Below are 25,679 nucleotides of genomic sequence, written 5' to 3' on the forward strand. Positions count from 1 at the left end.
ATTGATCCGGCTCAGCACCTGGTCTTGGAGCTGGTCCTGCTCGATGGTCACCGCACGCCTCCCACCCGGGCGGCGGCGATCTCGCCGCGCAGCGGACGCCACCAGTCGACGAGTTCGCGCAGCCCCTCCTCCAGCCCGGTTTCGGCGGTGAAGCCGAGATCACGTTCTGCCGCCGTCGTGTCCGCCAGCCGGCGGACGACGCCGTTGACGGCGCGGTCCGGGCCGTGTTCGACCTGCAGGCCCGAATCCATCGCCCTCAGGAGCGCCTCGGCGAGTTCCAGCAGGCTCGTCTCGGAACCGCTGGCGACGTTGTACACGCCCTCGCGGATTCCGCTTCCCGCGGCCAGAATGTTGGCCCGCGCGATGTCCCGTGTGTGGACAAAGTCCATGGTCTGCAACCCGTCACCGAAAATCAGCGGCGGCTGGCCGTCCGCGATCCGCTCCATCCAGCGCACCAGCACCTCGGTGTACAGGCCGTGGACGTCCATCCGGGGCCCGTAGACGTTGAAGTAGCGCAGCAGGACGTAGTCCAGCCCGGTCATGGCCCGGAAGCTGCGGGCCATGCCTTCGTTGAAGGACTTGGCCGCTCCGTAAAAGGTGTCGTTGTTGTGGTGGTGGTGGCGCTCGGTGGTCGGAAACTCCTCTGCCATGCCGTAGACGGAGGCGCTGGAGGCGGCAATGAGCTTGTCCACCCGGTGTTCGGCCGCGGCCTCGAGCACATTGAAGCTTCCGTCCACGAGGACTTCCAGGGCGAGCCGGGGTTCTTCGGCGCACTGGGTGATCCGGATGGCGGCCTGATGTAACACGATGTCGGTGCCGCGGGTGAGGTCGTGGACGAGGTCCCGGTCGCGGAGGTCGCCTTCGACCAGGTGCACCCGCCCGCTTTCCATGGCGTCATCGAGATTGGCGCGGCGTCCGCGGACGAGGTTGTCGAGGACGTCGATCCGCCCGGCTCCGGCGGCGAGCAAATGGTCAACAATTGTGGACCCGATGGTTCCGGCCCCGCCGGTCACCAGGACCGTGGCCCCTTGCAGTGTGCTCATCGTGTTCCTTCCAGCTGAAATTCGTTCCCTGTTACGGCGGCGGGCCGCCCGGCAGCGCCGAGGCTGCTGCTGACTGCCTCCAGCACCGAAAGTACGCGGAGCCCGGCGGCCCCGCTGGTCCGTGCGGGCCGCTGCTGCCAAATGCTGCTGGCGAATTCGGCCACCATCTGGCCGAGTGCCTCGTGTTCGGGCAGGGCCGGGGACCAGGTGTCACCCAGCCGGTAAGAAATGGCCGATGCCTTCCGCTCCGCCGCGGACCGCGACTGGGCGTCCAGGCTGACCCCCCGGTCGTATACGCTGAGCCGCTGCTGCGGGTTCAGGTCGTCCCAGACCAGCGTGCGCCGGGAACCGCCGACCACCAGCTGCCTGATCTTGGTGGGGCTGAGCCAGTTCACGTGCACATGGGCCATCCCGCCGCCGGACAGTGCGAAGGTCAGGTGGCCCACGCAGGCATTGCCGGTGCCGAGCGGATCCGCGCCGTGAGCGGACACTTCGGCCGGCCTCAGGCCGCCGGGAAGGATGAAGTCGAGGATGGACAAGTCGTGCGGGGCCAGGTCCCAGAAGACGTCCACGTCCGGCTGGACGAGCCCAAGGTTGATCCGGACGGAGTCGATGAACAGGATTTCGCCCAGGGAGCCGTCGGCGATCAGTTCCCGGATCTTCAGGACGGCCGGGGTGTAGCAGTACGTGTGGTCCGCCATCAGGACCAGGCCGCGGGTCTCGGCTTCGGCGACCATTTCCAGGCCCTTGGCCCGGGCGTCCGCGAGCGGCTTTTCAACCAGGACGTGCTTTCCGGCACGCAGTGCCGTGAGGGCGATGCCGTGGTGGGTGTGGGCCGGTGTCGCGATGGCGACGGCGTCGACGTCGACCGTGTCCAGGAGCTCCCGGACGGATCCGCAGACGGCGACGTCGCCGTGTGCTGCGGCGAGTTTAGCGGCCCGGGCGCGGTCCATGTCCACGATGGCCGCCAGTTCCCAGTCGGGTGCCGCCTTGAAATTGCGGGCCAGGTTGGGTCCCCAGTAGCCTGCGCCTATGACGGCGACCCGGAGAGGTGCCGGCGAGGCCATGAGCTCGGATTCTTCGGATGGAATCGCCACGGCCAACCCCTACTGCTAGACGGCAGCATCTCTGTGATGCCACTGCCTATACAAGCCGGTGCCCGTGCCGCCCGTCACGAGTGCTGATTACTTGCCTTTGCGAACGACCGTTCGGCTCAGCGTCCGGGTAGTACTCGCTTGGCCCCCAGCTAGACGGCCGTCATCCGGACCGTGAGTGCCTCGTGTTCCACCGTGACGCTGAGGTGTTTGGCCTTGCCGAGGGGGTCGCCGTCGAGCTGGAATTCCTGCTCGTGGGCGAGCTCGATCTCGGCTGACTTTCCGGCGAAGTACTCGACCGAGGAGTTCTTGGGGTTGTTCCGGCCGAAGACGCCGGCCAGCACTCCCAGCCAGCCGAACCGGCCGACGGGGGCCAGGATCACGACGTCGAGGATGCCGTCGTCGACCTTGGCGTCGGGGAAGATCTCCACGCCGCCCATGATCTTGCCGCAGTTTCCGACCATGACGCTGCGGATCCGGCGCCGCACCGGGTGCTGGCCGTCAATGCTGATCTTCGCCCTGATGGGCTTGCCCGGCAGGTGCCGGATGCCCGCTTCGACATAGGCGAGCCAGCCCACGCGGTCCTTGAGCTGATCCACGGTGTTGGCCATGATCGCGGCGTCGTACCCAAGTCCTGCCATGACAAGGAAGGTGTGCTCCTCCTCGGCGTGGTCCAGCCTGGCCTTCACCACATCCACTTTGGCGTCCGTGCCGCTCAGGACGTCGTAGCTGGCGGCCACGGGGTCGGTGATGTCGACCCCGAGGTTGCGGGCCAGCAGATTGCCGGTGCCCATCGGTACCAGGCCCATCGGAGTCCCGGTGCCCGCAAGGACCTCCGCCACGCAGCGGACTGTTCCGTCGCCGCCCGCGGCGATCACGACGTCGACTCCCGCCTCCAAGGCCTCGCGGGCCTGGCCGAGGCCGGTGTCTTCCTTGGTGGTCTCCAGCCAGAGCGGCTCGGCCCAGCCCTGGGTCTCGCACAGGCGGAAGAAGGAGGCGCGGAAGCTCTCTCCGGGGGATTTCATGGGGTTGATGACCACGGCGGCGCGCCTGGACCCTGTGCTGTCCGGGGTCTCCGGGGTCTCCGACGTCGCGGTGTTGTTCTCAGTCATGGCGTCCTTCGGGGCGAATGGCGGGAGAGGTCCCGAAGTGAAATCCTAGCCGGAGTGCCCGCGCAATCTGTGCAGGGCTGGCGGGATTCGTGGACGCCGGCTGGGCGGTGTCACTAGACTGGGCCTCCTGATGTGCCGGAGCCGACGCTCCGGACACCGAAAGCGGGGGCAGATGACTGAACCAGAGAAGTATTCAGCGACCGCTGAATCATCCAGCATGGATCCCCACGACTGGGGCCGGGCGATGGCACTGGCCGTCACGCGGCTGGCCGAGCAGATCGCGCCGGAAGGCAGCGACGACATCCATACCTTGCTGGTGGGCCGGGATCTGCACCTGAAAATCAGTGACGATCCCGCGGGCGTCACGATCCGGGTTTCAACGGGGCCCATCTCAGGTCCGCCTGCCTGACCGGCTGGCCGGTCCTCAAAGGGGGCTTCATCGGCCCGAGGTCAGGTCCTCTGAGATGAGTTCTGCCGTGGCCAGAGTCGCTTCACGTACCGCAGCCAGATAGGCCCCGGGGTCGGGCTGAGCGGACACCGTCTGGGCCTGTAGCGAGACGTTGACGGCTGCCACCACCTTGGGTCCGTCGTGGACGGGCGCCGCGACGGACATCAGTCCCGGCTCCAGTTCCTGGTTCAGCAGGCACCAGCCCTGGGCGCGGACCGTGTCCAGTTCCGCCAGGAGGTCAGCCCGCGTCCCGATGGCCCCCGGCGTGAGGGGCCGGATCTCGGCGGCCGCGAGGTACTCGTCCAGCTGGGCCGGCGGCAGGGCCGCGAGCAGCACCCGGCCCATCGAGGTCGCGTAGGCGGGGAAGCGGGTGCCCACCGTGATCCCGACGGTCATGATCCGCCGGGTGGATACCCGGGCGACGTAGGCGATGTCGGTGCCTTCGAGCACCGCGGCCGACGTCGACTCCCCCAGTTCGAGCGAGAGTTCCTCCAGGTGCGGTTGGGCGAGCTGGGGAAGGGACAACCCGGACAAGTAGGCGTAGCCGAGTTGCAGCACCTTGGCGGTCAGGGCGAAGATCTTGCCGTCGGTGCGGACGTAGCCCAGTTCCACGAGGGTGTGCAGGAACCGCCGGGCCGTGGCCCGGGTCAGTTCGGTCCGGGCCGCGACCTCGGTCAGAGTCATCTTGGGGTGTTCGGTATCGAAGGCGCGGATCACGGCGAGCCCGCGCGCCAGCGACTGCACGTACTGGTCGCTGGCCGCGGGCGCGCCGCCGCTCTTGGCTGCCTCAATCATTTCTCGCCTCCCGGTCCCGCATCACTTTATCCGGGCGCAGGGTATCCCCGTGCAGGGCCGTCAGCTTCCGTCCGCGGACGCGGCCCGGAGCGGGACGGGAACCATGTCCTGGAGTTCCTCGAGGGTGCAACCGAAGGTTTCCCGGACCTGGACGCCATCGGGTCCGGTCAGGAAGACGGCTTTGTCGGTGTAGACGCGGGTCACGCAGCCGATCCCGGTGAGCGGGTAGGTGCACGTCTCCACCAGCTTGGACGCGCCGTCGCGGGTCAGGAGCGTCATCATGACGAAGACGTCTTTGGCACCGGTGGCGAGATCCATGGCACCGCCGACGGCGGGGATCGCGTCCGGGGCGCCGGTGTGCCAGTTGGCGAGGTCGCCCGTGGCGGAGACCTGGAAGGCGCCGAGCACGCAGATATCCAGGTGCCCGCCGCGCATGATCGCGAAGGAGTCCGCGTGGTGGAAGTAGGATGCCCCGGGCAGTTCGGTCACGGGGATCTTGCCGGCGTTGATGAGGTCGCCGTCGATCTGGTCCCCGGTGGCTTCCGGGCCCATGCCGAGCATGCCGTTCTCGGTGTGGAGCGTGACGTTCTGCTCCGGCTGCAGATAATTGGAGACCAGGGTGGGCTGTCCGATGCCGAGGTTCACGAAGGATCCGGGCGTGATGTCCTTTGCCACGAGGCGGGCGAGGTCGTCACGGCCCAGAGGCGTCTCGGACGTCTGGATGGTCCGGACACTTGCCTGGTCATTTGTCGGGATGCTCATCTCAGGCCACCTTCACAATGCTGTTGACGTAGATTCCGGGGGTCACGACGACCTCCGGGTCCAGGCCGCCCGTGGGCACGATCTCGGAGACCTGGACAATGCTGTGTTTGGCCGCGGCGGCCATAATGGGGCCGAAGTTCCGGGCCGTCTTGCGGTAGACGAGGTTGCCCTTGCCGTCGGCCGTGAGCGCCTTGATGAGGGCGACGTCGGCGTGGATCGGGGTCTCGAATACCTGCCACTTGCCGTCCAGGAAGCGGGTTTCCTTGCCCTCGGCGAGCATGGTGCCGTAGCCGGTGGGCGTGAAGAAGCCGCCGATCCCGGCGCCGGCGGCGCGGATCCGCTCGGCGAGGTTCCCCTGCGGGACAAGTTCGAGCTCGATCTGCCCGGCCTTGTATTTGGCGTCGAAGTGCCAGGAGTCAGACTGGCGGGGGAAGGAGCAGATCATTTTCTTCACCCGGCCCTCCTTGATCAGCAGGGCCAGGCCCTGGTCGCCCTGGCCGGCGTTGTTGTTCACCACGGTGAGGTCGGTGGCGCCGCACTCCAGCAGCGCGTCGATGAGTTCGAACGGCTGGCCGGCGTTGCCGAAGCCGCCGATCATGACGGTGGCGCCGTCCTTGATTCCGGCGACGGCCTCGCCGACAGTGTCAATGAAATTCAGCATGGCTGTGTTCTCCTTGGGCCGGCGGGTTATGCCGATGCGGCGGTGGTGACGTTTTCGAGGACGACGGCCAGGCCCTGGCCGACGCCGATGCAGATCGCGGCGACGCCCCAGCGTTCCCCGGTGGCCTGCAGGGTGCGGGCCAGGGTGCCCAGGATCCGGCCGCCCGAGGCGCCCAGCGGGTGGCCCATCGCGATCGCGCCGCCGTGCCGGTTCACCATGGACGGGTCGATGCCCCAGGCGTTGATGCACGCCAGGGACTGCGCGGCGAACGCCTCGTTCAGTTCGACGGCGCCGACCTCGTCCCAGCCGATCCCGGCCTTCGCGAGGGCCTTGTTCGCGGCCTCAACCGGGGCGTAGCCGAAGAACTGGGGATCGTTGGCGTGCGCGCCGCGCCCCGCGATGCGGGCCAGCGGGTCCATCCCCAGCAGCCCTGCGGCCCGCTCGGATCCCAGCCACGCCGCCGACGCGCCATCGGAGAGCGGCGAGGCGTTCCCGGCGGTCACGGTGCCGTTCACGGTCCGGAACACGGTCTTGAGCCCGGCGAGCTTCTCCGCCGAGGACCCCGGACGGATCCCCTCGTCCCGGACCAGGTCCGTGCCCGGAACCGGGGTGACCAGGCGGTCATAGAAGCCCTCGTCCCACGCCGCGGCGGCAAGGTTGTGGGAGGCCGCGGAGAACTCGTCCTGCGCCGCGCGGGTGATCCCGTACTTCTCGGCCAGCCGTTCGGTGGCCTCGCCCAGGGAGATGGTCCAGTCCGCCGGCATGGCCTGGTTCACCAGGCGCCAGCCCAGCGTCGTTGAGGCCAGGTTCAGGTCCCCGGCCGGGTACGGCTTCTCGGTCTTGGGCAGCACCCAAGGAGCGCGGGACATCGACTCGACGCCGCCGACCAGCATGAGCTCGGCGTCACCGGTGTTGATCTGCCGGGAGGCGATGATCGCCGCGTCCAGCGAGGATCCGCACAAACGGTTGACCGAGGTGCCCGGGATTGAGACCGGCAGGCCGGCCAGCAGGGTGCCCATCCGGGCCACGTTGCGGTTTTCCTCGCCCGCGCCGTTCGCGTTGCCGAACACCACCTCGTCAATCCGCTCGACGTCGAGCTTCGGGGCACGCTTCACCGCCTCCCGGATCACGTGCGCGGCAAGATCATCCGGACGCACGCCCGCGAGCCCGCCGCCGAACTTCCCGAACGGCGTCCGCACAGCATCGTAAACAAAAGCCTGATTCATGATTCGTTGTCCATTTCTGCAGTTTCCATTGCTTCGTTGTCCATGGAATGGAACACCTGCTGGGCGGTCTTGAAGGCGGTGTTGGCGGAGGGGACTCCGCAGTAGATGGCGGTCTGGAGCAGGATTTCCTTGATCTCATCCCGGCTCAGGCCGTTGGTGATGGCGGCGCGGATATGCATGGCCAGTTCTTCCCAGTGCCCGTGCGCCACCATGGCGGTAATGGTGACGGCGGAACGCATCTGCCGGCTGATCCCGGGCCGGGTCCAGATGCCGCCCCAGGCGATCCTGGTGATCATGTCCTGGAAGTCCTCGGTGAAGGAATCCTTGTTGGCGTTGGCACGGTCCACGTGCGCGGCGCCGAGGACTTCACGGCGGACTTTCATGCCGCCGTCGTAGATCTCCTGGCTTGTCGCGCCGGGCTGGACTACGCCGTTTCGCTGGGGTCCGTCGAGCTCGGGGCCGGTCATTCGCCGGCTCCTTGGGTCTCGGTCCAGGTGATGAGGCTCTTGAGTAGATCGGCAACGTGGGCAGGCGCCTCGAACGGGGCCAGGTGTGCCACGCCCTCCAGACTGACGGCCGTGGCGGTGCCGCCGCCGGCGGTGATGCCCGCGGCCACTTCCTCGGCCATCGAGGGCGGAGCCACGGAGTCCAGGGCGCCGGCGATCACCTGGGTGGGGACGCGGATGGTGCCGAGCTGGTCCCGGACGTCAAAGCCCGCCAGGGCCTCGCAGCAGAAGGCGTAGCTGAAGCGGTCGGCGTCACGGAGGGTGTGCAGGAGCCGGCCGCTGAGCTCCGGCTGACGGTCCATGAACCCCGGGGCGAACCAGCGCTGAGCGGAGCCCTGGATCATCACCGGGGTTCCCTGGGTGCGCACAGTCCCGGCCCGTTCCAGCCAGCCCTCGGGAGTGCCGAGCTTCGCGCCGGAGCACTGCACGGAGAGGCTCTTGAGCCGGTCACCGTGCTTAATGCCCAGTTGCAGGCCGGTGGCCCCGCCGAGCGACACCCCGGCGTAGTGGAAGCGTGCGCCGGGGGCGATCGAATCGACCAGGCCGATCACGGCGTCGGCCAGTTCAGCGACAGTGAACGTCTCTTGCGCCGCGGGCGAGACGCCGTGGCCGGGCAGGTCCCAGGCGACGACGTCGACGTCGGACCCCAGCAGGGTGCCGGCCTGGCTCCACAGCAGCGAGGACGTCCCGAGCGAGGGCCCCACGATCAGAAGGGGCTTGTCGCCGAGCGCGCGCTGGGGCGAGAGCAGGACTGCTTTGACGGTAGGTCTAGCCACGGGAGGCTCCGTTCTGGAGTTGGTGGGCGGTGGCACGGTCATATTCGGGTGCGGCCGGGCCGGCGGCGTATTCCGGGTACGCAGCGAGGATGCGGCGGGTGATCTCAACGGCCTGGCCGAGGTAGTTGGCCGGGTCCAGGAGCTCCTCAAGCCGGCTGTCCGCGAGCAGTTCCTCAGGGACGGCAGCGCGGAGCAGTTTCCGGTAGATGGCCGGCTGCTCCGAGGCCGGGGCCTGGAGGGTCTGGTCGACGACCTCCTGCAGAAGTTGCTTGCCGGCACGGCCGGGTCCCGCCCCGGCGCTGCGGGCGTCCAGAAGCGGCGCGACGGCGGAGTTGACGGCTTCGGAGAGAAGCAGCGGGCCGGCGAGGTCGAGGTTGCGTCGCATGGGACCGGGGAACACCTGCAGCCCTTCGGCCAGTTCGCGGAGCTGTCCCGCGGCGCCGAGGGCCAGGCGCAGCAGCTGGCGCAGGGCCGCCCATTCGCTGTGCCAGGCTCCGTCGGGTCGTTCGTCGTTGAAATTGGCGGCGGCAAGGTGCAGTTGGGCGGCCAGGGCCGGCGCCTGCAGGGCGGCGCTGCGGATCAGCACGGACAGCACGGGGTTCTGCTTCTGCGGCATGGCCGAGGACACGCCACGGCCCGCGGCGCGCGGTTCGGCGAGCTCGGCCACTTCCGGCCGGCTCAGGAACAGGACGTCGGCGGCGATCTTTCCGGCGGCGTCCGTCACGGTGGCCAGGGCGTCGCCGAGCGAGGTCACGGCAACGCGGTTGGTGTGCCAGGGCGCCGGAACGGTGGCGAGACCCAGGCGGGCGGCCAGCCGGTCGGAGAGATCGAAGGGTGACAGGGATCCGGCCGCCTGCCCGGTGCCGGACGTCAGTGCAGCGCCGGACGTCAGTACAGTGCCGGCGGCCAGGGTCCCGGCGGCACCGCCGGTCTGGACCGGCAGTTCGAGGGCTTCGAGCCGGCGGCCGGCGGCAGCCAGCCCGGCAAACCACTGCGCTGCCCGGAGCCCGAAGCTGAAGGGCAGCGAGTGCTGAGTCAGGCTGCGGCCCACACAGAGCGTCCGGGCATGGGCTTCGGCCAGGCCGGCGAGGGCCGACGTCGCCGCCGTGAGCTCGGTGAGCAGCTCGCGCACGGCCCCGGCGGCGAGCACCATCAGGGCCGAGTCGAGGACGTCCTGGCTGGTCAGCGACGTGTGGACGGCCCGTACCGCGCCAAGGCCAGCGCCGTCCAGGGCCCTGACCTGTTCACGGAGGTCAGCGAGCAGCGGGATGACCGGGTTTCCCCCGCCCTGAGCGCGCACGGCGATGTCTGCGACGTCGTAGCGCTGCACCTGCGCGGCGGTGGCCACCACCGCTGCGGACCCGGCCGGGGCGAGGCCCGCCTCATCCAGGACCGCCGCCCAGGCCGCCTCGACCTCCAGGATGGCGGCGAGCACTGCACGGTCCCCGGTCAGCGCCGCCACGAGGGGTGACGCCGACACGGGGTTCAGCAGGCCAAAGTCGCCGTGCAGGCCCGCGCCGCCGGTCTCGAAGGAGGTCACTTCGAGGCACCCTCGACGTCGCTGAAATCCAGGAACACGGTCTCGCCGTCGCCTTGGAGGCGGATGTCCCAGGTCAGGCCGCCGTCGGGATCCCGGCGCGCGATCAGGGTCTCGCGGCGGTCCGGCTTCAGGGAGGACAGCAGCGGATCCTGGGCCAGGGCCTCCTCGTTCTCCGGCAGGTAGATCCGGGTGAACAGGCGGTTCATGAGGCCGCGGGCGAAGACCGCAACAGCGATGAACGGCGCCGCGCCCTCTTCGGTGGGTCCCGGATTCACGGTCGTGAACGTGAAGGCGCCGGTGTTGCCCACCGCGCTGCGGCCGAACCCGGTGAAGGTATAGCCGTCACGGACCAGGGAGCCTGTGTGGTGCGGAACCTTGCCGTCCGCGTCGGCCTGCCAGATTTCCACGATGGCGTCCGGAATCGGGTGGCCGGCGCCGTCATACACGGTGCCTTGGAGCCGGATGGAGCCCGGGGACCCCGGGGCGAGCAGCTCGCGGTCCTTGGCGTAGGGCAGCGCGTAGCCGAAGAACGGGCCCACGGTCTGGCCCGGTGTCGGCGTGAGTTTACTCATGGTCATCTCCTTCTGCTCCCAGGGCTTCGTTTTCGGTCCAGGTGCGCTTGGGCCCGGTCAGGACAATGTCCCAGTTGTACGCCAGCGCCCATTCAGGCCTGGTCTGCTCGTGGTTGTAGCTGGCCACGAGCCGGTCGCGGGCGTCCTGGTCCACGATCGACTGGTAGATCGGGTCCAGCGGGAAGAGCTGGTCACCGGGGAAGTACATCTGGGTGACGATCCGCTGGGTGAACTCCTGCCCGAACAGGGAGAAGTGGATGTGGGCCGGTCGCCAGGCATTGAGGTGGTTCTTCCAGGGGTAGGCGCCGGGCTTGATGGTGGTGAAGCTGTAGGAGCCGTCGGCGCCCGTGATGCAGCGTCCGACGCCGGTGAAGTTGGGGTCCAGCGGTGCCGGGTGCTGGTCCCGTTTGTGGATGTAGCGGCCGGCGGAGTTCGCCTGCCAGATCTCCACGAGCTGGCCGGCGACCGGACGGCCGTCGCCGTCGAGCACGCGGCCGGCGACCACGATGCGTTCGCCCAGCGGTTCACCGTTGTGCTGGATCGTCAGGTCCGCCTCCAGCGCGTGCACGTCCATGTGCCCGAACGCCGGAGAGTAGAGCTCGATGGTTTCCGGGTCCGCGTGGTGCAGGTCCTTGGTGGGGTGGCGCAGGACGCTGCTGCGGTAGGGCGCGTAGTCGAGCCGCGGCTGGGTTTCGGCCGGGGCGCCGTTCTTGAGGGCCCGGGCGTAGGCCTCGCCGATCGCCTTCATCTCGGCGCTAAGGTCCGCCTGCGACTCTGCGGCGGCATCGAGCGGCGCGTACGTCTTTGGTGCGGCCTTCATGGCTTCGTCGGACACGTCTTCGGTGATCGGGTCGGCGTTGAAGATCTCGAGGTTCAATTCGTCAGGCACAGCAGCCTCCTTTCCTGGGTGTGATTGTTGTTCGGGTGGGGATCAGGAACTGCGGGTCAGCTGGTGCAGGTGGTCGTACTGGACGGCGTGCCGTACGGGTGCGTTCGGAGCGCCGTAGCCGTCGTAGGCGCCGCGGCGTTCCACCATTTCGAAAAACACGCTGCCTACGGTGGCCGTGTAGAAATGCAGGAATTCGCCGTCGGCATCACGGTCATAGAGCAGGTTGAGCTCGCGGAGCGTGGCCAGGAAGTCCGGGTCCAGGGCGAACCGGGCGTCGAGGTCCTCGTAGTAGTTCGCCGGAATCTGCAGGAAGTCCAGGCCGCGGTCCCGGGCGGCGCGGGCGGTGGCCACGAGGTCAGTTACGGCGAAGGCCACGTGCTCCTGGTAGGTGCGGCGGTGGCCGGTCCCGGACTCGCCGGGTTCTTTTGTTCCGGCGGAGCCCTCCTGCTGCAGCAGCGGTGCCAGGTTCAGCACCAGGCGGACGCCCCGGTCCTCGGTGAGCATCACTTGGGACCGGACCAGCCCGGTGGGGCTCGCCACCTCGGCGTACGGCTGCGGTTCCAGCGCGAGGGCGCTCGTGTAGAACAGCACGGCCTCGTCGAAGTGCTGCCACGGCTGGGCGAGGTTCACGTGGTCAATCACGGCACCGGCTGCGGGGCCCGCGACGGGAGCGGTGCCGCCGGCTGGAACAACGTGATGCAGTCCGTCGCCGGGTTCGTGAGGCTCCCCGAATTCGCCGACCCAGGCTGCCGTGCCGTCCGGGCTACCCTGGCAGAGGAAGATCTCGGTGGAGTCCGGCGCTGCGAAACCCTGGAAGACTTCCTCGTTGGCCTGGCTCTTGCGCGGCACCGCGGGGGCCTTGAGCTGCTGGGCGCGGGCGGCGGCGATGACGGGAGAGTCGACGTCGAACCCCACGGCCGAAATAGCAGTGGAAATGGCAGCGGCGGCGGCCGCCTGCTGACCGGCGGCGGGTTCTTCGTTGATGATCAAGCGGGCGCGGCCCATGGTCCACAATTGCACGTTCTTGGTGCGATGGCGCCCGTTGAACGCAAATCCCAGCTGGCTGAGCAGCGTTTCCAGGCCGGCGGTGTCCCCGGCCCGGACTTCGGCGAAGTTGAAGCCGGCGGGCTCGGCCACCCGGGGAAGCGTGGCAAGCTCCATCGGGTAACGGCGCCGGGCCGCAGTGCCGGCCGCACCGCTTTCAGCCGCGGCCGGGTTGGCCTCGAGCCATCGGGCGCTCTGCTCTTCGAGCCAGATCAGCGACCGCATGGCATCGACAGCCGTGCGTTCGACGTCGGACTGGCGGAACACGTCGTTGAACACTTCCAGCGATACCGGTCCGGTATAGCCGGCGCGGACCACGTGGCCCATGAACTTGGGAAGGTCGAACTGGCCCTCGCCTGGGAACACCCGGTAGTGCCGGCTCCAGGACAGCACGTCCATCGTCAGCTTGGGGGCATCGGCCACTTGGACGAAGAAGATTTTCGCCGGGTTGAAAGCCTCAATCGGCGCGGTGTCCCAGCCGCGGGAGAGGATGTGGAAGGAGTCCAGGCAGGTGCCCAGATGGGGGTGGTCCACCATGTCAACCAGCCGGTGGGCGTGCTCGTAGTCGCTGACGTATTTGCCCCAGGCCAGGGCCTCGTAGGCGACCTTGACACCGTGTTCGCCCGCGAGGTCCGCGAGGCGGGAGAGCTGGGCGGCCCGGAGTTCGTCGTCGTCGATCGTGGCCGTGCCCACGTTGGAGCACAGCAGCATGGTGTCCGTGCCCAGCCGGGACATGAGCCGGAACTTGGCGTCCGCGCGGCGCAGATTGGCGGCGAGCAAGTCCTCGGGAACGCTGTCGAAGTCGCGGAACGGCTGGTAGAGGTCCAGCGTGAGTCCGAGGTCGGCGGCCAGCTTCCGGACATCCTCCGGGCTCAGCGATGACGTGACGAGGTCCTGTTCGAAGATTTCAATGCCGTCAAAGCCGGCAACCGCACAGGCCTGCATTTTTTCCCGCAGGGTGCCGGAGAGGCAGACGGTCGCGATTCCGGTGCGCATCAGGCTGCCACCTCTTCCGCGGCCACGAGTTCCAGGAAGTGGGAGCGCATGCGGTCCGCGTCGGGCTCACGCCCGGTGAAAATCCGGAACGCGTCCGCGGCCTGCCCCACGGCCATCCGGCCGCCGTCAAGGACCTCGCAGCCCTTGGCCCGGGCCGCGCGTACGAGCTCGGTTTCGATCGGCCGGTACACGATGTCGGCCACCCAGTGCCGGGACTCCACGAGGGACATGTCCAGCGGAACGCCCGGATGGGCGGCCATGCCCACCGGGGTGCAGTGCACCAGGCCGTCGGCCCGGGGCATGAGCTGCGGCAGCTCCGCCGTCGTGCGGGCCGTGACCGTCCGGTCCGGGAAGAATCCGGCGAGTTCGGCAGCCCGGTCGGCGCAGCGCGCCGCATCCGTGTCCACGAGGTCCAGTTCCCGGACACCCGCCGTGAGCAGGGCGTAGGCGACGGCGGATCCGGCACCGCCGGCTCCCAGCTGGACCACGCGGTCCAGGGCGGCCCCGGGGAGGCCGGAGGCCAGGGCCGACGCGAAGCCGGAAAAGTCGGTGTTATGCCCGATGAAGCGGCCGTCCCGGATGACCACGGTATTGACGGCGCCGAGTCGCCGGGCGTCGGCGGAGACCTCGTCAAGGTAGTCGAGCACGAGCTGCTTGCAGGGGTGGGTGATGTTCAGTCCGTTGAACCCGAGGCTCCGAGCACCGGACAGCAGCTCCCCCACGGCCTGACCGGGCAGGCCAAGTTCGATCAGGTCGATGGGGCGGTAGAGGTACCGGAGGCCCTGGACGTCACCTTCGCGTTCATGCATGTAGGGCGTGAGGGACGGCATGACACCGTCTCCCACGAGTCCCACGAGGAAGGATTCTGCTCGATTGCTCATCCGGTTAGCTCCTTTGACAACTGCACTCGGCGAGCCGTGGCGCTTGAGGCGCCCGCGGCGGGCCGGGTGATGGGGATTACACTACAGACTTTGTTCACATGTTGCACACTTGTTCGAATGACGAACATATTGTTACGACGGCGCCTGCCATCCCGAGGCACCCCCGGGCGGCGGGCGGAGCACGTCACCGCTGGGGCAGCCGGGCCGAGAGCTCAGCTGCGGCCGACTGGAGCAGGGGCACGCAGGCCACCAGGTCCTCCATGCTGAGCCGGAACACCGGCACGGCCGTGGCGAGGGAGGCAAACGCGTGACCTTGGGCGTTGAACACCGGAACCGCGACGGCGCGCATGCCGGCCTCGTTTTCCTCGTCCATCGTGGCGTAGCCACGGCGGCGGACGAGTTCGATCTCCGCCCGGAACGCGTCGCGATCTGTAATGGAATGCTCCGTCAGCGGATCGAGGGGCAGTTCATCGAGAAGCTGCGCGCGGGTGGCGTCATCGGCGAACGCCACCAGCGCCTTGCCCACCGAGGTGGTGTGCAGCGCCCCAAGATGACCGGGATCGCTTGTGACGCGGAAGGTCCGCGGGCCGTCCACCTTGTTCACCGTCAGGTGGTGGATGCCGTCACGCACAGAAAGAATGGTGGCCTCGCCCGTTTCCTCGGTCACGCGGCGCAGGATGGGAAGCGCCGTGCCTGCGAAGCCGTGATGATTGGAAACCCGCTGGCCGAGCTGGAAGACGCGCAGGCCCAGGTGGTAACGGCGCCCGTCGGGCTCGTAGTCCACGAAGCCGTCCCGCGTCAGCGAGCCGAGCAGGCGGTACGTGGTGCTGAACGGCAGATCGGCCCGGCGGGAGATCTCCGCGGCGCTGGCGCCGCGCGGCTCGTCGCCCAGGAGGACCAGCAGGCCCAGCGCCTTCCCCACCATATCTGTCCGCGAGTCCTCCTTTGCGGCCTTGGCGGGCTTCCCCAGGGCTTCCTCCGGGGCGGCGAGGTCGGCGGACGCTTCTGTGGCTTGATTCACACTCATACAGTAATGCTCCCACATCGTGAGAGCTATTTCTAGATGGTGATTATTTTTCTTGACAGGTGACTGCGCTCACAGTCATGATTGCTACATCGCACAAGTAGCTTCCACCATGTGGCTACTAGTCCGGGTCTTTCCACGGACCTCCGGCTGCACCAAACTTAAGCAAGCGGCAGTCGAGACATTCCTGATCCATCCGCGACAACGTCGTCACACAAAAGGAACACCATGAGCCAGACTCTCCCGTCCGCGACGGGCACCACCACGGGAGGGACGCCGAAGAAGGCGGCCCTTGCCAGCTTCCTGGGCAGCGCCGTCGAGTACTACGACTTCTTCATCTTCGGTTCGGCAGCGGCACTGATCTTCCCGCATGTTTTCTTCCCCGATGCCGACACCAACGCGGCGATCATGTCTTTCGCCACTTTCGGCTTCGCCTACATTGCCCGCCCGATCGGCGCCGTCGTCCTGGGCCACTTCGGCGACAGGATCGGCCGCCGGAAGGTCCTCATGTTCACGCTCCTGCTGATGGGGGCCTCCACCTTCGTCATCGGGTGCCTTCCGGACTTCAAGACGGTGGGCTGGTGGGCCCCTGTCCTGCTGGTGCTGGCACGTCTCTGCCAGGGCTTCTCCGCGGCCGGTGAGCAGGCCGGTGCGTCTTCGATGACGCTGGAGCACGCCCCGGACAACCGTCGCTCGTTCTTCACCTCCTGGACGCTCACGGGCACCCAGGGCGGCCAGATCCTCGCGGCCCTCGTCTTCATCCCCGTCCTGGCGCTGCCCGATGACATCAAGTACAGCATCGGCTGGCGCATCCCGTTCTGGCTCAGCGCCGTGGTTGTGCTGGTCGCGTTCTTCATCCGCCGCACCCTGCACGAACCGCCGGCATTCGAGGAAGCCCGGAAGACCGCGCAGATCTCCAAGCTCCCGGTGGCCGACCTCCTCAAGGGCCACTGGCGCGATGTCCTCCGCGTCATCGCCTGCGCCTTCATCGCCGCCGTGTCCACGGTCTTCGGGACCCTGGCCATCAGCTACGCCAAGAACGTTGCCGGCGTGGACGGCACCACCACCCTCTGGCTCGTCGTCGGCGCCAACTTCATGGCCCTGGGCACCCAGCCGCTCTTCGGCATGCTCGCCGACAAGATAGGCCGGAAGCCGGTCTTCATCTACGGCGCACTGTCCAGCGCAGCCCTGACCCCGGTCTTCCTGCTGAGCCTCGAGTCCGGCAACGTCCCGCTCATGTTCCTTACGGCAATCGCGTTCTTCTCCTTCGGCTACGCCGCCGCCAACGCGGTCTGGCCCTCCTTCTACGCCGAGATGTTCAGCACCAACGTCCGCTTCTCCGGCCTCGCAATCGGCACCCAGCTGGGCTTCCTCATGGCGGGTTTCGCCCCCGCGATCGTGGCGGCCATGGGCGGTATCCAGCCCGGCGGCTGGGTCCAGATCAGCATTTTCACCGCAGTCATTTGCCTGATCGCCACCATCGCGGCCCTGACGGCCAAGGAAACCTTCAAGGTGCCCACCAAGCAGCTCGGCGTCAAGTAGTCCGGCCGCGGCGCTCCTGACCGGGCACCCCGCTCAACCGGAAGTTCCGCACCTACGACGGCGGCCCGTCCCTTCGGGGGCGGGCCGCCGTCGTGGGTGCAGGCGGTCAAAGAACGTGCGCAGGCGGCCATCGGAGCAAGAATCGGACCCGAGCCGGGGCCGGAAATCGGGCTGCCGCCGAAAACTAACCGTCCCCTTACCGCACTGAAACGCGGACGCAACATTGGCGCAGGACACTGGAAGGGCCGGCAAGAGCAGGCACCAACTCCAGTCCAGGAGGCCCCGTCATGTTGAAGGAAGCGAAAGCCCATGTAACCCGCATCCGTGCCCTCGACCAGCTGCACCGCGGCGACGAGATCGAGGCCCGTTTGCGCGTCGGCCCGAACTACGACGATGTCGTGATCCGCCGCGGCCGCGTCCAGGAGACGGCGCCCGGAATCGGCGTCGTCTGGATCATGGACCGCCATTCCGGCATGCGGAAGGCCATCAACGCGGACGAATGCACCGTCTGGCGGGTCGCCTGAGGCGTCAGCCTCCCGCCACGGACTGGATGATCAGGACTTCCTGGCCCGGTGCCACCGTCGTCACCAAGCCCTGCAGCAGCCGGATCTCATTCCCGTTGACGTATATATTCACGTAACGGCGAACGGTTCCGGTTTCATCCCGCAACCGCCGCGACAGCGCCGGATAATCCCCGGTCACCGTATCGAGCACCCACTCCACCGTCACCGCTTCCTCCGCGGGCGCAGTCAGGATGGACTGCCCGCCGGCCAGCGGTTGGAGGACGCTCGGCAGCACCACACTGATCGCGGAATCCGCCGGCACGGGCACGCCGTCAGTCACGACGCCGTTCATGCGTTTCCAGCCCTTCACGGCTGCACTGGCTCACAGCTGCATCGGGAGCAGGGCAGCGGAAACCGCAGCAGCCCGCACGCACAGCACGTCCGGCAGGTGCGAGGCCACTTCGCTGAAGTGCTCCCCCTCGTCGGCACTGGCATAGACGCTGCCGCCCCGCGTTCCGAAGTAGACGCCGGCGGGCTCAGCCGCGTCGACGCACGCAGCATCGCGCAGCACGGCGTTGTACTCGGGGTCCGGCAGACCGGAGTCGAGCCGCTTCCAGCTGGCACCGGCGTCGTCCGTCCGGTGCACCGCCAGCTTGCCGTCCGGCGGAATCCGCTCGCCGTCGGCCTTCAGCGGGATCACCCAGGCCGTACCGGCGCGGCGCGGGTGCGTCAGCATCACAAAGCCGAAGTCCGCCGGGAGCCCTTCGGCGATCGATTCCCACGATTCGGCGTCGTCGTCGCTGCGGTACACGCCGTGGTGGTTCTGCGCATACAGGCGGCCGTCGACGGCGGCGTCCGCCGCGATCTTGTGGACGCACTGGCCGAATTCCGGGTTGGGGTCCGGCATGAAGTAGGCGGAAATCCCCCTGTTGCGGGGTTCCCAGGAAGCTCCGCCGTCGAGCGAGCGGTAGACCCCGCCTGTGCTCATGGCGACGTGGACTTTCTCGCCCGTGGGGTCAACGACGATCGAATGGGCCGCGGCGCCGCCATAGCCGGCACCCCATTCGCTGCGGTGCGGATGGTCCCAGAGGCCGCGGTTGAGCTCGAAGTGCTCGCCGCCATCGGTCGATTTCCAGACGGAGATCGGCTCGCACCCTGCCCAGACGACGCCGGGCCGGGACTCGGCATCGGGGTGGATTTGCCAGATTCGCTCCAAGGCGGCGTCCGTGCCGTCGGGGAACGTGATGGCGCCGTTTTCGGGCTCCTCCCATGTCCCGCCCAGGTCATCCGAGTGAAAGACGGTGGGGCCCCAGTGCTCGGAGCGGACCCCCACCAGGATCCGGGTCCGCCCGCCGCGGCTGTCGATGCCGATGCTGGGCACTTCACTCATCAGAAAATGCGGCCCGGACAGGGACCATTCCCTCCGGTCCGGGCTGGTCGCCAGCCACAGACCCTTCTTGGTGCCGATCGCCAGGACATAACTCTCTGCAGTAGCCATGCCCCCCATGCAACCACCCGCGCCGGAAGGCCGCAACGGTTTTCTTGCGATGCCGCCGTGGTCCCGGGACGGTGCGCCGGCGTGCCTGGCCCCGCCGTCAGTCGACGAACTCCGACTGCGTCTCGATAAAGTCCCAGTCCGCGTCCGTCAATGATCCGGCGCCGCCGGCGTCGAAGATCCCCCGCTTGACGGTCTCGGGCAGCTCGATGGTCCGGAGGTTTTCCCGGAGCCATTCCTTACTCGCCAAATCCAGATCCAGCCACCACATGTAGATCTCCACGGCAGCCACCTCCTCCTGTGTTCTTCAACCGTAGGCCCCGCCCCCGGGGTGTACAAGGGATGCGCCGGGACCGGCACCGCAACGGGTCCGGCGGCGGGACCGGGAAGTAAGTCCCTGTTCAGGGTGACACCGCCGGGCAAGAATGAAGTATGTCCGCCGAGTCCGCCGAGTCCGCCGCCGGGCCCTCGCCCGTCGTGGTGGCCGTGCTTCCGGGACAGCATCCCGAGGTGCTGCAGACCGCGGGAGCGCTTGCCAAGCGCCTCGCCGCGCCTCTGGTCTGCGCGTATGTGGACGAGGCCAGCTACCTCGTGGAGTGGGATCCTGAGCGGTCCGCGCACCGACTGTCGCTGCATCCGGACACGGACAACGACGAGATCCGGGCGACAACTCAGGAGCTGCGCTCCACCATTGAGGCAAGCTGCGGCGGCCTGGGCATCGACTGGTCCCTGCGCACCCTGGCTGGCGACCCGGCCCGGGCGATCGGCAGGCTGGCCACCGAGACGAACGCGCTCATGATCGTGGTGGGGACCCCGGAACCCGGACTCGGCCACCGCATTTCGGCGGCGCTCAATGGCTCCGTGGCGGCATGGCTGAGCCACCATCAGGAGCATCCAATCCTGATCGTTCCGGCGGCAGGAAAATAAAGCGAAAGTAGTTATTCGGGGTGCTGGCGCTATCCCACTACCGCCGAGTAAGCTCGATACGTAGGCCGGATGAACCGCCTACCCAATAGCTGCTCCGGAGTGCGTATCCCCCAATAACGCACTCCGGAGCTCTTTAATTTCCGCCATGCGCCGAATTCACCGCCGGGCCGCCCCGGACGCTTGAAAACATACCCCTAGGGGGTATATGTTGAGGGCATGAGCGAGTCCGAAGTTCCCGTCACGGCCCCCCTGGCGCCCCCCGAGGAGCGCGGCTACACCTCCAATAAGGAGGCCTACCTGCGCCGGCTCAAGCGGATCGAAGGCCAGGTGCGAGGCATCGCCCGCATGGTTGATGAGGACAAATACTGCATCGACATCCTCACCCAGGTTGCTGCCGTCACCAAAGCCCTGCACGCGGTGAGCCTGGGGCTCGTGGAAGAGCACATCGGCCACTGCGTCGTCGGCGCTGCCTCGGAGCCGGATCCGGAACTGCGGGCCGAAGCCATCGATTTCAAAGTCAAAGAGGCCGCCGATGCCATCGGCCGCCTCCTGCGCTAAGAACTGCACCACCCACCCCACCACCGGGCCGGGGAACCATTCCCTGCCCAGCGACAAGGAGCACGCCATGGGCACCGTTTCCACTACCGTCAACGTTTCCGGAATGACCTGCGGCCACTGTGTGTCCTCCGTCAGCGAAGAACTTGAGGCGCTCTCAGGCGTCGAAAAGGTCGACGTCGACCTCAAGGCCGGCGGCATTTCCACCGTCACGATCACCTCCAGCGAAGCATTGTCGTTTGCCGAGATCGGCGAGGCGGTCGCGGAAGCGGGCTACCTCGTGGTCGCCACCGAAGCCTGAGCGCCCTTGCGGGCCGGCGGTCGGCACAGAACGGACCGAGCGATGAGAACAGAAGGGCGCCGTGCGTAACGAGCAGCTGCTGCACCAATCCGGAAGCCGTGTCATTGACCTCGATATCGAGGGCATGACGTGCGCCTCCTGCGTCAACCGGATCGAACGCAAGCTCGGAAAGCTCGACGGCGTCGAAGCCTCCGTCAATCTGCCCCTAGAGACCGCCCACGTCACCGTCCCGGCGGCCATCACAGACGAACAAATCACCGCCACCGTCGCCGCGGCAGGCTACAAGGCCACGATCCGGCCCCCCAAGCACCCGACTGACGCGAGTGGCCCCGCCGAAAGCCCCAAGCTCGGCCCCCGGCTCGTCGGGGCAGCGGTCCTCACCATCCCGGTGTTTCTCATTTCGATGTTCCCGGCCTTCCACTTCGCCAACTGGGGCTGGGCAGCAGCCCTCCTCGCCCTGCCCGTGGTTACCTGGGCGGCGTGGCCATTCCACCGGGCAGCCGCCGTCAACGCCCGGCACCTGTCCTCCACGATGGACACGCTCGTCTCCATTGGCGTGACGGCGGCCTACGTCTTCTCGGCCTGGCAGCTCTTCGCGGACCCGCTAATGACCGCCCACCCGGAGATGGACGGAACGGGGATGGACTCCGGCGGACTCTACTTCGAGGTTGCCTCGGTAGTCACCACGTTCCTGCTGCTGGGCCGGTATCTGGAGGCCAATGCCAAGCAAAAAGCCGGAGACGCCCTCAAGGCACTGCTGAATCTGGGTGCCAAGGATGCCACAGTGCTCCGCGACGGCCAGGAGCAGCAGATTCCCGCCGATCGGCTGGGGGTAGGCGACCTCATTGTGGTCCGCCCCGGCGAGAAGATTGCGACTGACGGCATCGTCGTCGAAGGGTCCTCCGCGGTCGACGCGTCGCTGGTCACGGGTGAATCGGTGCCGGTGGAAGTCGGCCCGGACAGCCCGGTCACGGGTGCCACCATCAACACCTCCGGCCGGCTGCTTGTCCGCGCCACGCGCGTCGGCGCCGAAACCACCTTGGCCCAGATGGGCCGGTTGGTCTCCGAGGCGCAGACCGGCAAGGCGCAGATCGCGCGCCTCGCGGACCGGATCAGCGCCGTCTTCGTGCCGGTGGTCCTCGCCATCGCCGTGGTGACCTTTGGCGCCTGGCTGCTCGCGGCCGGCCCGGAGATCAGCGACGCCGGGCTCCGGGCAGCGTTTACGGCCGCCGTCGCCGTACTCGTCATTGCCTGCCCCTGCGCCCTGGGCCTGGCCACCCCGGTGGGGCTGCTCACCGGAACCGGCCGGGGCGCCCAGCTGGGCATCCTGATCCGGGGCCCCCAGGTCCTCGAGGACACCCGGACCGTTGACACCATCCTGCTGGACAAGACCGGCACCGTGACCACCGGCCACCTCGCCGTCGACGGCACGGAGGCCTTCGGAGCGTTCACCTCTGCGGAGGTTCTGCGTCTGGCCGGAGCCCTGGAGGCCGCGTCGGAACACCCGATCGCCCGCGCCATCGCTGCCGCGGCACGGGACGCGGCACTGGTTACGGCACCGGGTACGTCACCGGACGCCGCGGCCGGGGCGCCGGCTGCAGGGAACCGCGAGGTCGCGAACGGCGGCGCCGGCCTGGCCGGCGTCGCCGGTTTCCGCTCCGCGCCCGGCGGCGGCGTCCAGGGCACCGTGGAGGGCCGGCTCCTGACGGCAGGCCGTACGGGCTGGCTGGAGCAGAACGGCATCGCGCCCGCCGCCGCGCAGCTGGAGGCCCTCAGCACCGCCGAAGCCTCCGGCGCCACAGCGATCTGGCTCGCCGTGGACGGGGAGCCCGCCGGCATTATCAGCCTGCGGGACACGCTCAAGCCGGGCTCTGCAGCCGGGATCTCGCGGCTGCGCGGGCTGGGTCTCCGGCCGATCCTCCTGACCGGGGACAACGCCGCCGTTGCCGCGCAGGTGGCAGCCGCCGTCGGCATAGCTCCGGAGGATGTGTTCGCAGGGGTGCTGCCGGAGGGCAAGGTCGAGGCGGTGCGGAAGCTGCAGTCCGACGGCGCCATTGTCGCCATGGCCGGTGACGGCGTCAATGACGCGGCCGCGCTGGCCCAGTCGGATCTGGGCATCGCGATGGGCTCCGGCACGGATGTTGCAATCGAGGCCGCCGACCTGACGGTCATGGGCAACGATCTGGGGCAGGTCGCCCAGGCCATCGAGCTCTCCCGCCGGACCCTGGCGACCATCAAAACGAACCTCTTCTGGGCCTTTTTCTACAACGCCATCGGCATTCCCATAGCGGCCCTGGGACTCCTGAATCCGATGATCGCAGGGGGCGCCATGGCCGCGAGTTCCGTGCTGGTGGTGGCCAATTCGCTGCGGCTGCGCAGCTTCGGCAGGTAGGCCGGCCTTCGCCCGGGTCCCTCCCTCAGGCCGCGCCAAAGCGGGCGGCAGCTTTGGCTTTGGCCTTGGCAGCTTCCTCTCCGCGGTCCTTTGCCGGCGCGTGGGTCACGAGGGAGTCGAGCAGGTGCTGGGTGGCGTGGGCAATCTCGTGCACGGCCCGGTTGAAGGCCTCTTCGTTCGCCTTGGACGGCCTGGTGCTGCCACTGATCTTGCGCACGTACTGCAGCGCGGCGGCTTCCACCTCGGCGGTGGTCGCATGGGGTTCAAAATTATGGAGGGTCCGGATATTTCGGCACATAGCTCCATGCTAGGTGTCCCGAGGCACGGGAACGAGAGCACCGCTACACGACGCCGGACCCGCATTGGGGCCGGCGCCGGCGGAACGCGCCTACGGTACGGGTTCGACGTCGTTCGCGTGGTCCAACGGGGCCGGCAGCGGGGCGGCGCGCAGTTCGTCCAGCCGGACCAGGACCACACCGCCGACGATCAGGAGACCGCCGAGCAGCTGAATGGTGCCGGGCAGTTCGCCGAGCAACAGCCAGGCCCAGATGACGGCGAAGAGGACTTCGGTCAGCGACACGAAGGACGCCACCTTGGATCCGAGGGCCCGCGCGGCGACAATTCCGGACACGTACGCCAGGACCGTGGCCAGGACCACGAGGCCGCCGAGGGCGACCCACCAAGGGGTGATCCAAGGTCCCAGCCGCGTATCGGCCGTGCCGAAGGCCATCGGCACCAGACCGGTGGCGGCCGCGAGCCACATCACGACGGCTCCGACCATCAGGCCGCCGGAAGCCAGGACAATCGGCGGGAGGGTGTCGTTTTCCCTGGCCGTGATGAAGAAGTAGATCGCGAGGCAGACCGCGGCCGCTATTCCCCACAGCACGCCGATCAGGTCGATCTTCACGGCACCCGTCAGGTCCAGGACCAGCACCAGTCCGCCCAGCGACAGCAGGGTGCCGGCGATGGTCAGCGGGCGGGGACGCTTCCGGCTCGCGGCCCACAGCCACAACACGATGATGACGGGCGCGAGGTACTCCAGCAGGAGGGCGACGCCCACCGACAGCCGGGACACCGCATTGAAATAGAACAGCTGGCACGCGGCGACCCCAATGACGCCGAAAAGCAGGATGGTCAGCCAGTTGTCCTTGAATTGGTGCCAGCGGCCGCGCAGCGCCGGGATGGCGGGAACCGCGAGGATCAGCGCGGCGCCGGTGAGACGGCCCGTAACGGCGGCCCCGGGCGTCCAGCCCGTTTCGAGGAGGGCCTTCGCGAACGATCCGGAGATGCCGAAGACCGCCGAGGAGAACAACGCGATGCCCAGGCCCGAGGCCATGAAGCTGGACGCGACACCGGACCGCCTGGTGCCGGCCGTGGCGCCCCGCGCCGTGCCCGTTGTCTCCCCCATTGCGCTGCCGGCCGGTTCCGAGGCAGGCCGCAGGGCGGCAAGGTCTTGGACCGGGGCGGCGACGGTGCGGCGGGGGGCAGACACGGCATTCTCCTGTCAGGAGTAAAGTGGGGTTATGGTCATGACATTACGCCCCCGCAAGGTAAGGAGTCAAGATGGTCTTTGCCCCTGACACAGAAGTTGCCCTGCGTTCCGTGGTCAACCTCATCAACACCGCCGCGAACGGCCAGGAACATCTGGCCACGGTCAAGGACCTGGACGGCTTCCTGGCGGCTGAGGGCTTCACCGGTTCCCGGACATGGGACCAGGCCGAGCTGGAAAGCATACGGCGGCTCCGCGGCGAACTCGCCGAGCTCTGGGTGGCGGAGGAGGCCGCTGCCGCGGAGACCGTGAACCGGTTGCTCCGCGAGGCCCGGGCACTCCCCCAGTTGGTCAAGCACCATCCGTGGGACTGGCACTTGCACGCCACCACGCCCGAGGCCCCGCTGGCTGACCGCATGAGCACGGAAGCGGCCATGGCCATCGTGGACGTGATCCGCAGCAAGGAAATGGACCGCCTGCTGGTGTGCGCGGCGGAAGACTGCGACGCCGTCGTGCTCGATCTGAGCCGCAACCGCTCGAAGCGCTACTGCGATACGGGAAACTGCGCCAACCGCGCGCATGTGGCCGCATATCGGGCCCGCAAGGCGGTGTCCTGACCTGCGGGGCCCCGGTGTTGGGTGCTTAGGCCTGCGGCGTCAGGCGCGCGGTCCGTTGTCGCCGGAATCGGCCGAATCGACGGGGCCACCGGTTTCGGGCCCGGGCTGCACAGACGGGCCGCCGTGGCCGGAAGGGGACCTCTTGGAGCTGAGGTTGACGCCGGAGCCCTTCCCCAGGTGCTCGGCGTTGTCCTTGTAGCTCATCGAGAGCATGGCGGCCACCACGAGGATCACAATGAAGGCGATCCCGGCGCCGATGAAGGCCAGGTCAAAGCGGGGCGAACGGGCGCTGCCGCCCGAGGCGAAGATCAGGACGCCGAAGAACACCACGACGGCCCAGAACGCGGAGAACATGAGCGTTCCCTTGACCGAGGTCCGCACGTTGCGGGACGCTCCGGATTTCTGCTGTGCCAAGGTGTTTTCCTCCTGCAGCCTGCGCGGGAAGCGTGGCTGTCTTGTTACCGCAATTGTTCTACGCCGGGTAGAACC

29 protein-coding genes are annotated in these 25,679 nt (G+C 68.1%); 8 read left to right on the forward strand and 21 right to left on the reverse strand.

The window, feature by feature from the left end; all coding sequences use genetic code 11:
- Positions 1–47: 47 nt before the first annotated feature.
- The 3 genes from C9424_RS10235 to C9424_RS10245 form a co-directional block, all read right to left on the reverse strand.
- Positions 48–1,043: an NAD-dependent epimerase/dehydratase family protein gene (locus C9424_RS10235; protein WP_116766741.1), complete on the reverse strand. Its 996-nt coding sequence runs from the start codon at positions 1,041–1,043 to the stop codon at positions 48–50.
- A complete protein-coding gene (locus tag C9424_RS10240; RefSeq protein ID WP_116766742.1) occupies positions 1,040–2,110 on the reverse strand; it encodes a Gfo/Idh/MocA family protein in 1,071 nt (356 codons plus the stop codon). The genes C9424_RS10235 and C9424_RS10240 overlap by 4 nt, the downstream gene beginning before the upstream one ends.
- Positions 2,111–2,289: 179 nt before the next feature.
- A complete protein-coding gene (locus C9424_RS10245; RefSeq protein WP_116766743.1) occupies positions 2,290–3,249 on the reverse strand; it encodes a diacylglycerol/lipid kinase family protein in 960 nt (319 codons plus the stop codon).
- Positions 3,250–3,466: 217 nt separating this feature from the next.
- Between C9424_RS10245 and C9424_RS10250 the strand changes: the two genes are divergently transcribed.
- On the forward strand, positions 3,467–3,658 hold the full coding sequence (locus C9424_RS10250) for a hypothetical protein (RefSeq protein WP_133247509.1): 192 nt from the start codon (positions 3,467–3,469) through the stop codon (positions 3,656–3,658).
- Positions 3,659–3,685: 27 nt separating this feature from the next.
- On the opposite strand, the gene C9424_RS10255 is transcribed toward C9424_RS10250, so the two are convergent.
- The 12 genes from C9424_RS10255 to C9424_RS10310 all read right to left on the reverse strand — a co-directional run bounded on the left by C9424_RS10255 (position 3,686) and on the right by C9424_RS10310 (position 15,372).
- On the reverse strand, positions 3,686–4,492 hold the full coding sequence (locus C9424_RS10255; protein WP_116766745.1) for an IclR family transcriptional regulator domain-containing protein: 807 nt from the start codon (positions 4,490–4,492) through the stop codon (positions 3,686–3,688).
- Between the two features lie 60 nt (positions 4,493–4,552).
- Entirely contained in the window at positions 4,553–5,254 is a 702-nt protein-coding gene (locus C9424_RS10260) for a 3-oxoacid CoA-transferase subunit B (RefSeq protein WP_116766746.1), read from the reverse strand.
- A gap of 1 nt (position 5,255) precedes the next feature.
- Entirely contained in the window at positions 5,256–5,915 is a 660-nt protein-coding gene (locus C9424_RS10265; RefSeq protein WP_116766747.1) for a 3-oxoacid CoA-transferase subunit A, read from the reverse strand.
- Between the two features lie 26 nt (positions 5,916–5,941).
- Positions 5,942–7,141, reverse strand: coding sequence for a thiolase family protein (locus C9424_RS10270; RefSeq protein ID WP_116766748.1), 1,200 nt, complete (start codon positions 7,139–7,141; stop codon positions 5,942–5,944).
- Positions 7,138–7,608, reverse strand: coding sequence for a 4-carboxymuconolactone decarboxylase (gene pcaC / locus C9424_RS10275; RefSeq protein ID WP_116766749.1), 471 nt, complete (start codon positions 7,606–7,608; stop codon positions 7,138–7,140). The genes C9424_RS10270 and pcaC overlap by 4 nt, the downstream gene beginning before the upstream one ends.
- Positions 7,605–8,423 (reverse strand): alpha/beta fold hydrolase, encoded by an 819-nt coding sequence (locus C9424_RS10280; protein ID WP_116766750.1) that lies wholly within the window; start codon positions 8,421–8,423, stop codon positions 7,605–7,607. Before C9424_RS10280 ends, pcaC begins: the two co-directional genes overlap by 4 nt.
- On the reverse strand, positions 8,416–9,963 hold the full coding sequence (locus tag C9424_RS10285; protein WP_116766751.1) for a lyase family protein: 1,548 nt from the start codon (positions 9,961–9,963) through the stop codon (positions 8,416–8,418). Before C9424_RS10285 ends, C9424_RS10280 begins: the two co-directional genes overlap by 8 nt.
- The gene (gene pcaG / locus C9424_RS10290) at positions 9,960–10,535 is read right to left on the reverse strand and encodes a protocatechuate 3,4-dioxygenase subunit alpha (protein ID WP_116766752.1); all 576 of its coding nucleotides are present in this window, start codon (positions 10,533–10,535) and stop codon (positions 9,960–9,962) included. Before pcaG ends, C9424_RS10285 begins: the two co-directional genes overlap by 4 nt.
- A complete protein-coding gene (gene pcaH / locus C9424_RS10295) occupies positions 10,528–11,424 on the reverse strand; it encodes a protocatechuate 3,4-dioxygenase subunit beta (RefSeq protein WP_116766753.1) in 897 nt (298 codons plus the stop codon). The genes pcaG and pcaH overlap by 8 nt, the downstream gene beginning before the upstream one ends.
- Before the next feature lie 42 nt (positions 11,425–11,466).
- A complete protein-coding gene (locus C9424_RS10300; RefSeq protein WP_116766754.1) occupies positions 11,467–13,464 on the reverse strand; it encodes a sugar phosphate isomerase/epimerase and 4-hydroxyphenylpyruvate domain-containing protein in 1,998 nt (665 codons plus the stop codon).
- Positions 13,464–14,345: a shikimate dehydrogenase gene (locus C9424_RS10305; protein ID WP_116766755.1), complete on the reverse strand. Its 882-nt coding sequence runs from the start codon at positions 14,343–14,345 to the stop codon at positions 13,464–13,466. The genes C9424_RS10300 and C9424_RS10305 overlap by 1 nt, the downstream gene beginning before the upstream one ends.
- A 184-nt stretch (positions 14,346–14,529) precedes the next feature.
- Entirely contained in the window at positions 14,530–15,372 is an 843-nt protein-coding gene (locus tag C9424_RS10310; protein ID WP_202615829.1) for an IclR family transcriptional regulator, read from the reverse strand.
- Between the two features lie 225 nt (positions 15,373–15,597).
- On the opposite strand from C9424_RS10310, the gene C9424_RS10315 reads away from it, so the two are divergent.
- Entirely contained in the window at positions 15,598–16,911 is a 1,314-nt protein-coding gene (locus tag C9424_RS10315) for an MFS transporter (RefSeq protein WP_116766756.1), read from the forward strand.
- A gap of 287 nt (positions 16,912–17,198) precedes the next feature.
- Positions 17,199–17,435 carry a hypothetical protein gene (locus C9424_RS10320; protein ID WP_116766757.1) on the forward strand — a complete coding sequence of 79 codons (237 nt, stop codon included), beginning with the start codon at positions 17,199–17,201 and terminating at the stop codon, positions 17,433–17,435.
- Positions 17,436–17,439: 4 nt separating this feature from the next.
- Here C9424_RS10320 and C9424_RS10325 read toward each other — a convergent pair whose 3' ends face one another.
- The 3 genes from C9424_RS10325 to C9424_RS10335 form a co-directional block, all read right to left on the reverse strand.
- A complete protein-coding gene (locus C9424_RS10325) occupies positions 17,440–17,766 on the reverse strand; it encodes a MoaD/ThiS family protein (RefSeq protein ID WP_116766758.1) in 327 nt (108 codons plus the stop codon).
- A 30-nt stretch (positions 17,767–17,796) separates the two neighbouring features.
- Positions 17,797–18,921: a WD40/YVTN/BNR-like repeat-containing protein gene (locus tag C9424_RS10330; protein ID WP_116766759.1), complete on the reverse strand. Its 1,125-nt coding sequence runs from the start codon at positions 18,919–18,921 to the stop codon at positions 17,797–17,799.
- 88 nt (positions 18,922–19,009) lie between these two features.
- Positions 19,010–19,192 (reverse strand): hypothetical protein, encoded by a 183-nt coding sequence (locus C9424_RS10335; protein ID WP_091248826.1) that lies wholly within the window; start codon positions 19,190–19,192, stop codon positions 19,010–19,012.
- A 149-nt stretch (positions 19,193–19,341) separates the two neighbouring features.
- Here C9424_RS10335 and C9424_RS10340 point away from each other — a divergent pair, with 149 nt between their 5' ends.
- The 4 genes from C9424_RS10340 to C9424_RS10355 all read left to right on the forward strand — a co-directional run bounded on the left by C9424_RS10340 (position 19,342) and on the right by C9424_RS10355 (position 23,084).
- Complete coding sequence (locus C9424_RS10340; RefSeq protein WP_116766760.1) at positions 19,342–19,836, forward strand: universal stress protein; 495 nt, start codon at positions 19,342–19,344, stop codon at positions 19,834–19,836.
- 216 nt (positions 19,837–20,052) lie between these two features.
- Positions 20,053–20,394, forward strand: coding sequence for a metal-sensitive transcriptional regulator (locus C9424_RS10345; protein WP_116766761.1), 342 nt, complete (start codon positions 20,053–20,055; stop codon positions 20,392–20,394).
- Positions 20,395–20,461: 67 nt separating this feature from the next.
- On the forward strand, positions 20,462–20,692 hold the full coding sequence (locus C9424_RS10350; protein ID WP_116766762.1) for a heavy-metal-associated domain-containing protein: 231 nt from the start codon (positions 20,462–20,464) through the stop codon (positions 20,690–20,692).
- Between the two features lie 61 nt (positions 20,693–20,753).
- Positions 20,754–23,084, forward strand: a complete 2,331-nt coding sequence (locus C9424_RS10355) for a heavy metal translocating P-type ATPase (RefSeq protein WP_116766763.1) — start codon at positions 20,754–20,756, stop codon at positions 23,082–23,084.
- A gap of 25 nt (positions 23,085–23,109) precedes the next feature.
- On the opposite strand, the gene C9424_RS10360 is transcribed toward C9424_RS10355, so the two are convergent.
- Both C9424_RS10360 and C9424_RS10365 read right to left on the reverse strand, forming a co-directional pair.
- Positions 23,110–23,382, reverse strand: coding sequence for a DUF2277 domain-containing protein (locus tag C9424_RS10360; RefSeq protein WP_116766764.1), 273 nt, complete (start codon positions 23,380–23,382; stop codon positions 23,110–23,112).
- 90 nt (positions 23,383–23,472) lie between these two features.
- Complete coding sequence (locus C9424_RS10365) at positions 23,473–24,420, reverse strand: EamA family transporter (protein ID WP_202615831.1); 948 nt, start codon at positions 24,418–24,420, stop codon at positions 23,473–23,475.
- A 227-nt stretch (positions 24,421–24,647) separates the two neighbouring features.
- Here C9424_RS10365 and C9424_RS10370 point away from each other — a divergent pair, with 227 nt between their 5' ends.
- Positions 24,648–25,190, forward strand: a complete 543-nt coding sequence (locus C9424_RS10370) for a CGNR zinc finger domain-containing protein (protein ID WP_116766765.1) — start codon at positions 24,648–24,650, stop codon at positions 25,188–25,190.
- A gap of 39 nt (positions 25,191–25,229) precedes the next feature.
- Here C9424_RS10370 and C9424_RS10375 read toward each other — a convergent pair whose 3' ends face one another.
- Complete coding sequence (locus C9424_RS10375) at positions 25,230–25,604, reverse strand: hypothetical protein (RefSeq protein ID WP_116766766.1); 375 nt, start codon at positions 25,602–25,604, stop codon at positions 25,230–25,232.
- Between the last annotated feature and the right edge of the window lie 75 nt (positions 25,605–25,679).

It is taken from the genome of Arthrobacter sp. H-02-3 (genome assembly GCF_003097355.1).
Classification (GTDB): domain Bacteria; phylum Actinomycetota; class Actinomycetes; order Actinomycetales; family Micrococcaceae; genus Arthrobacter; species Arthrobacter humicola.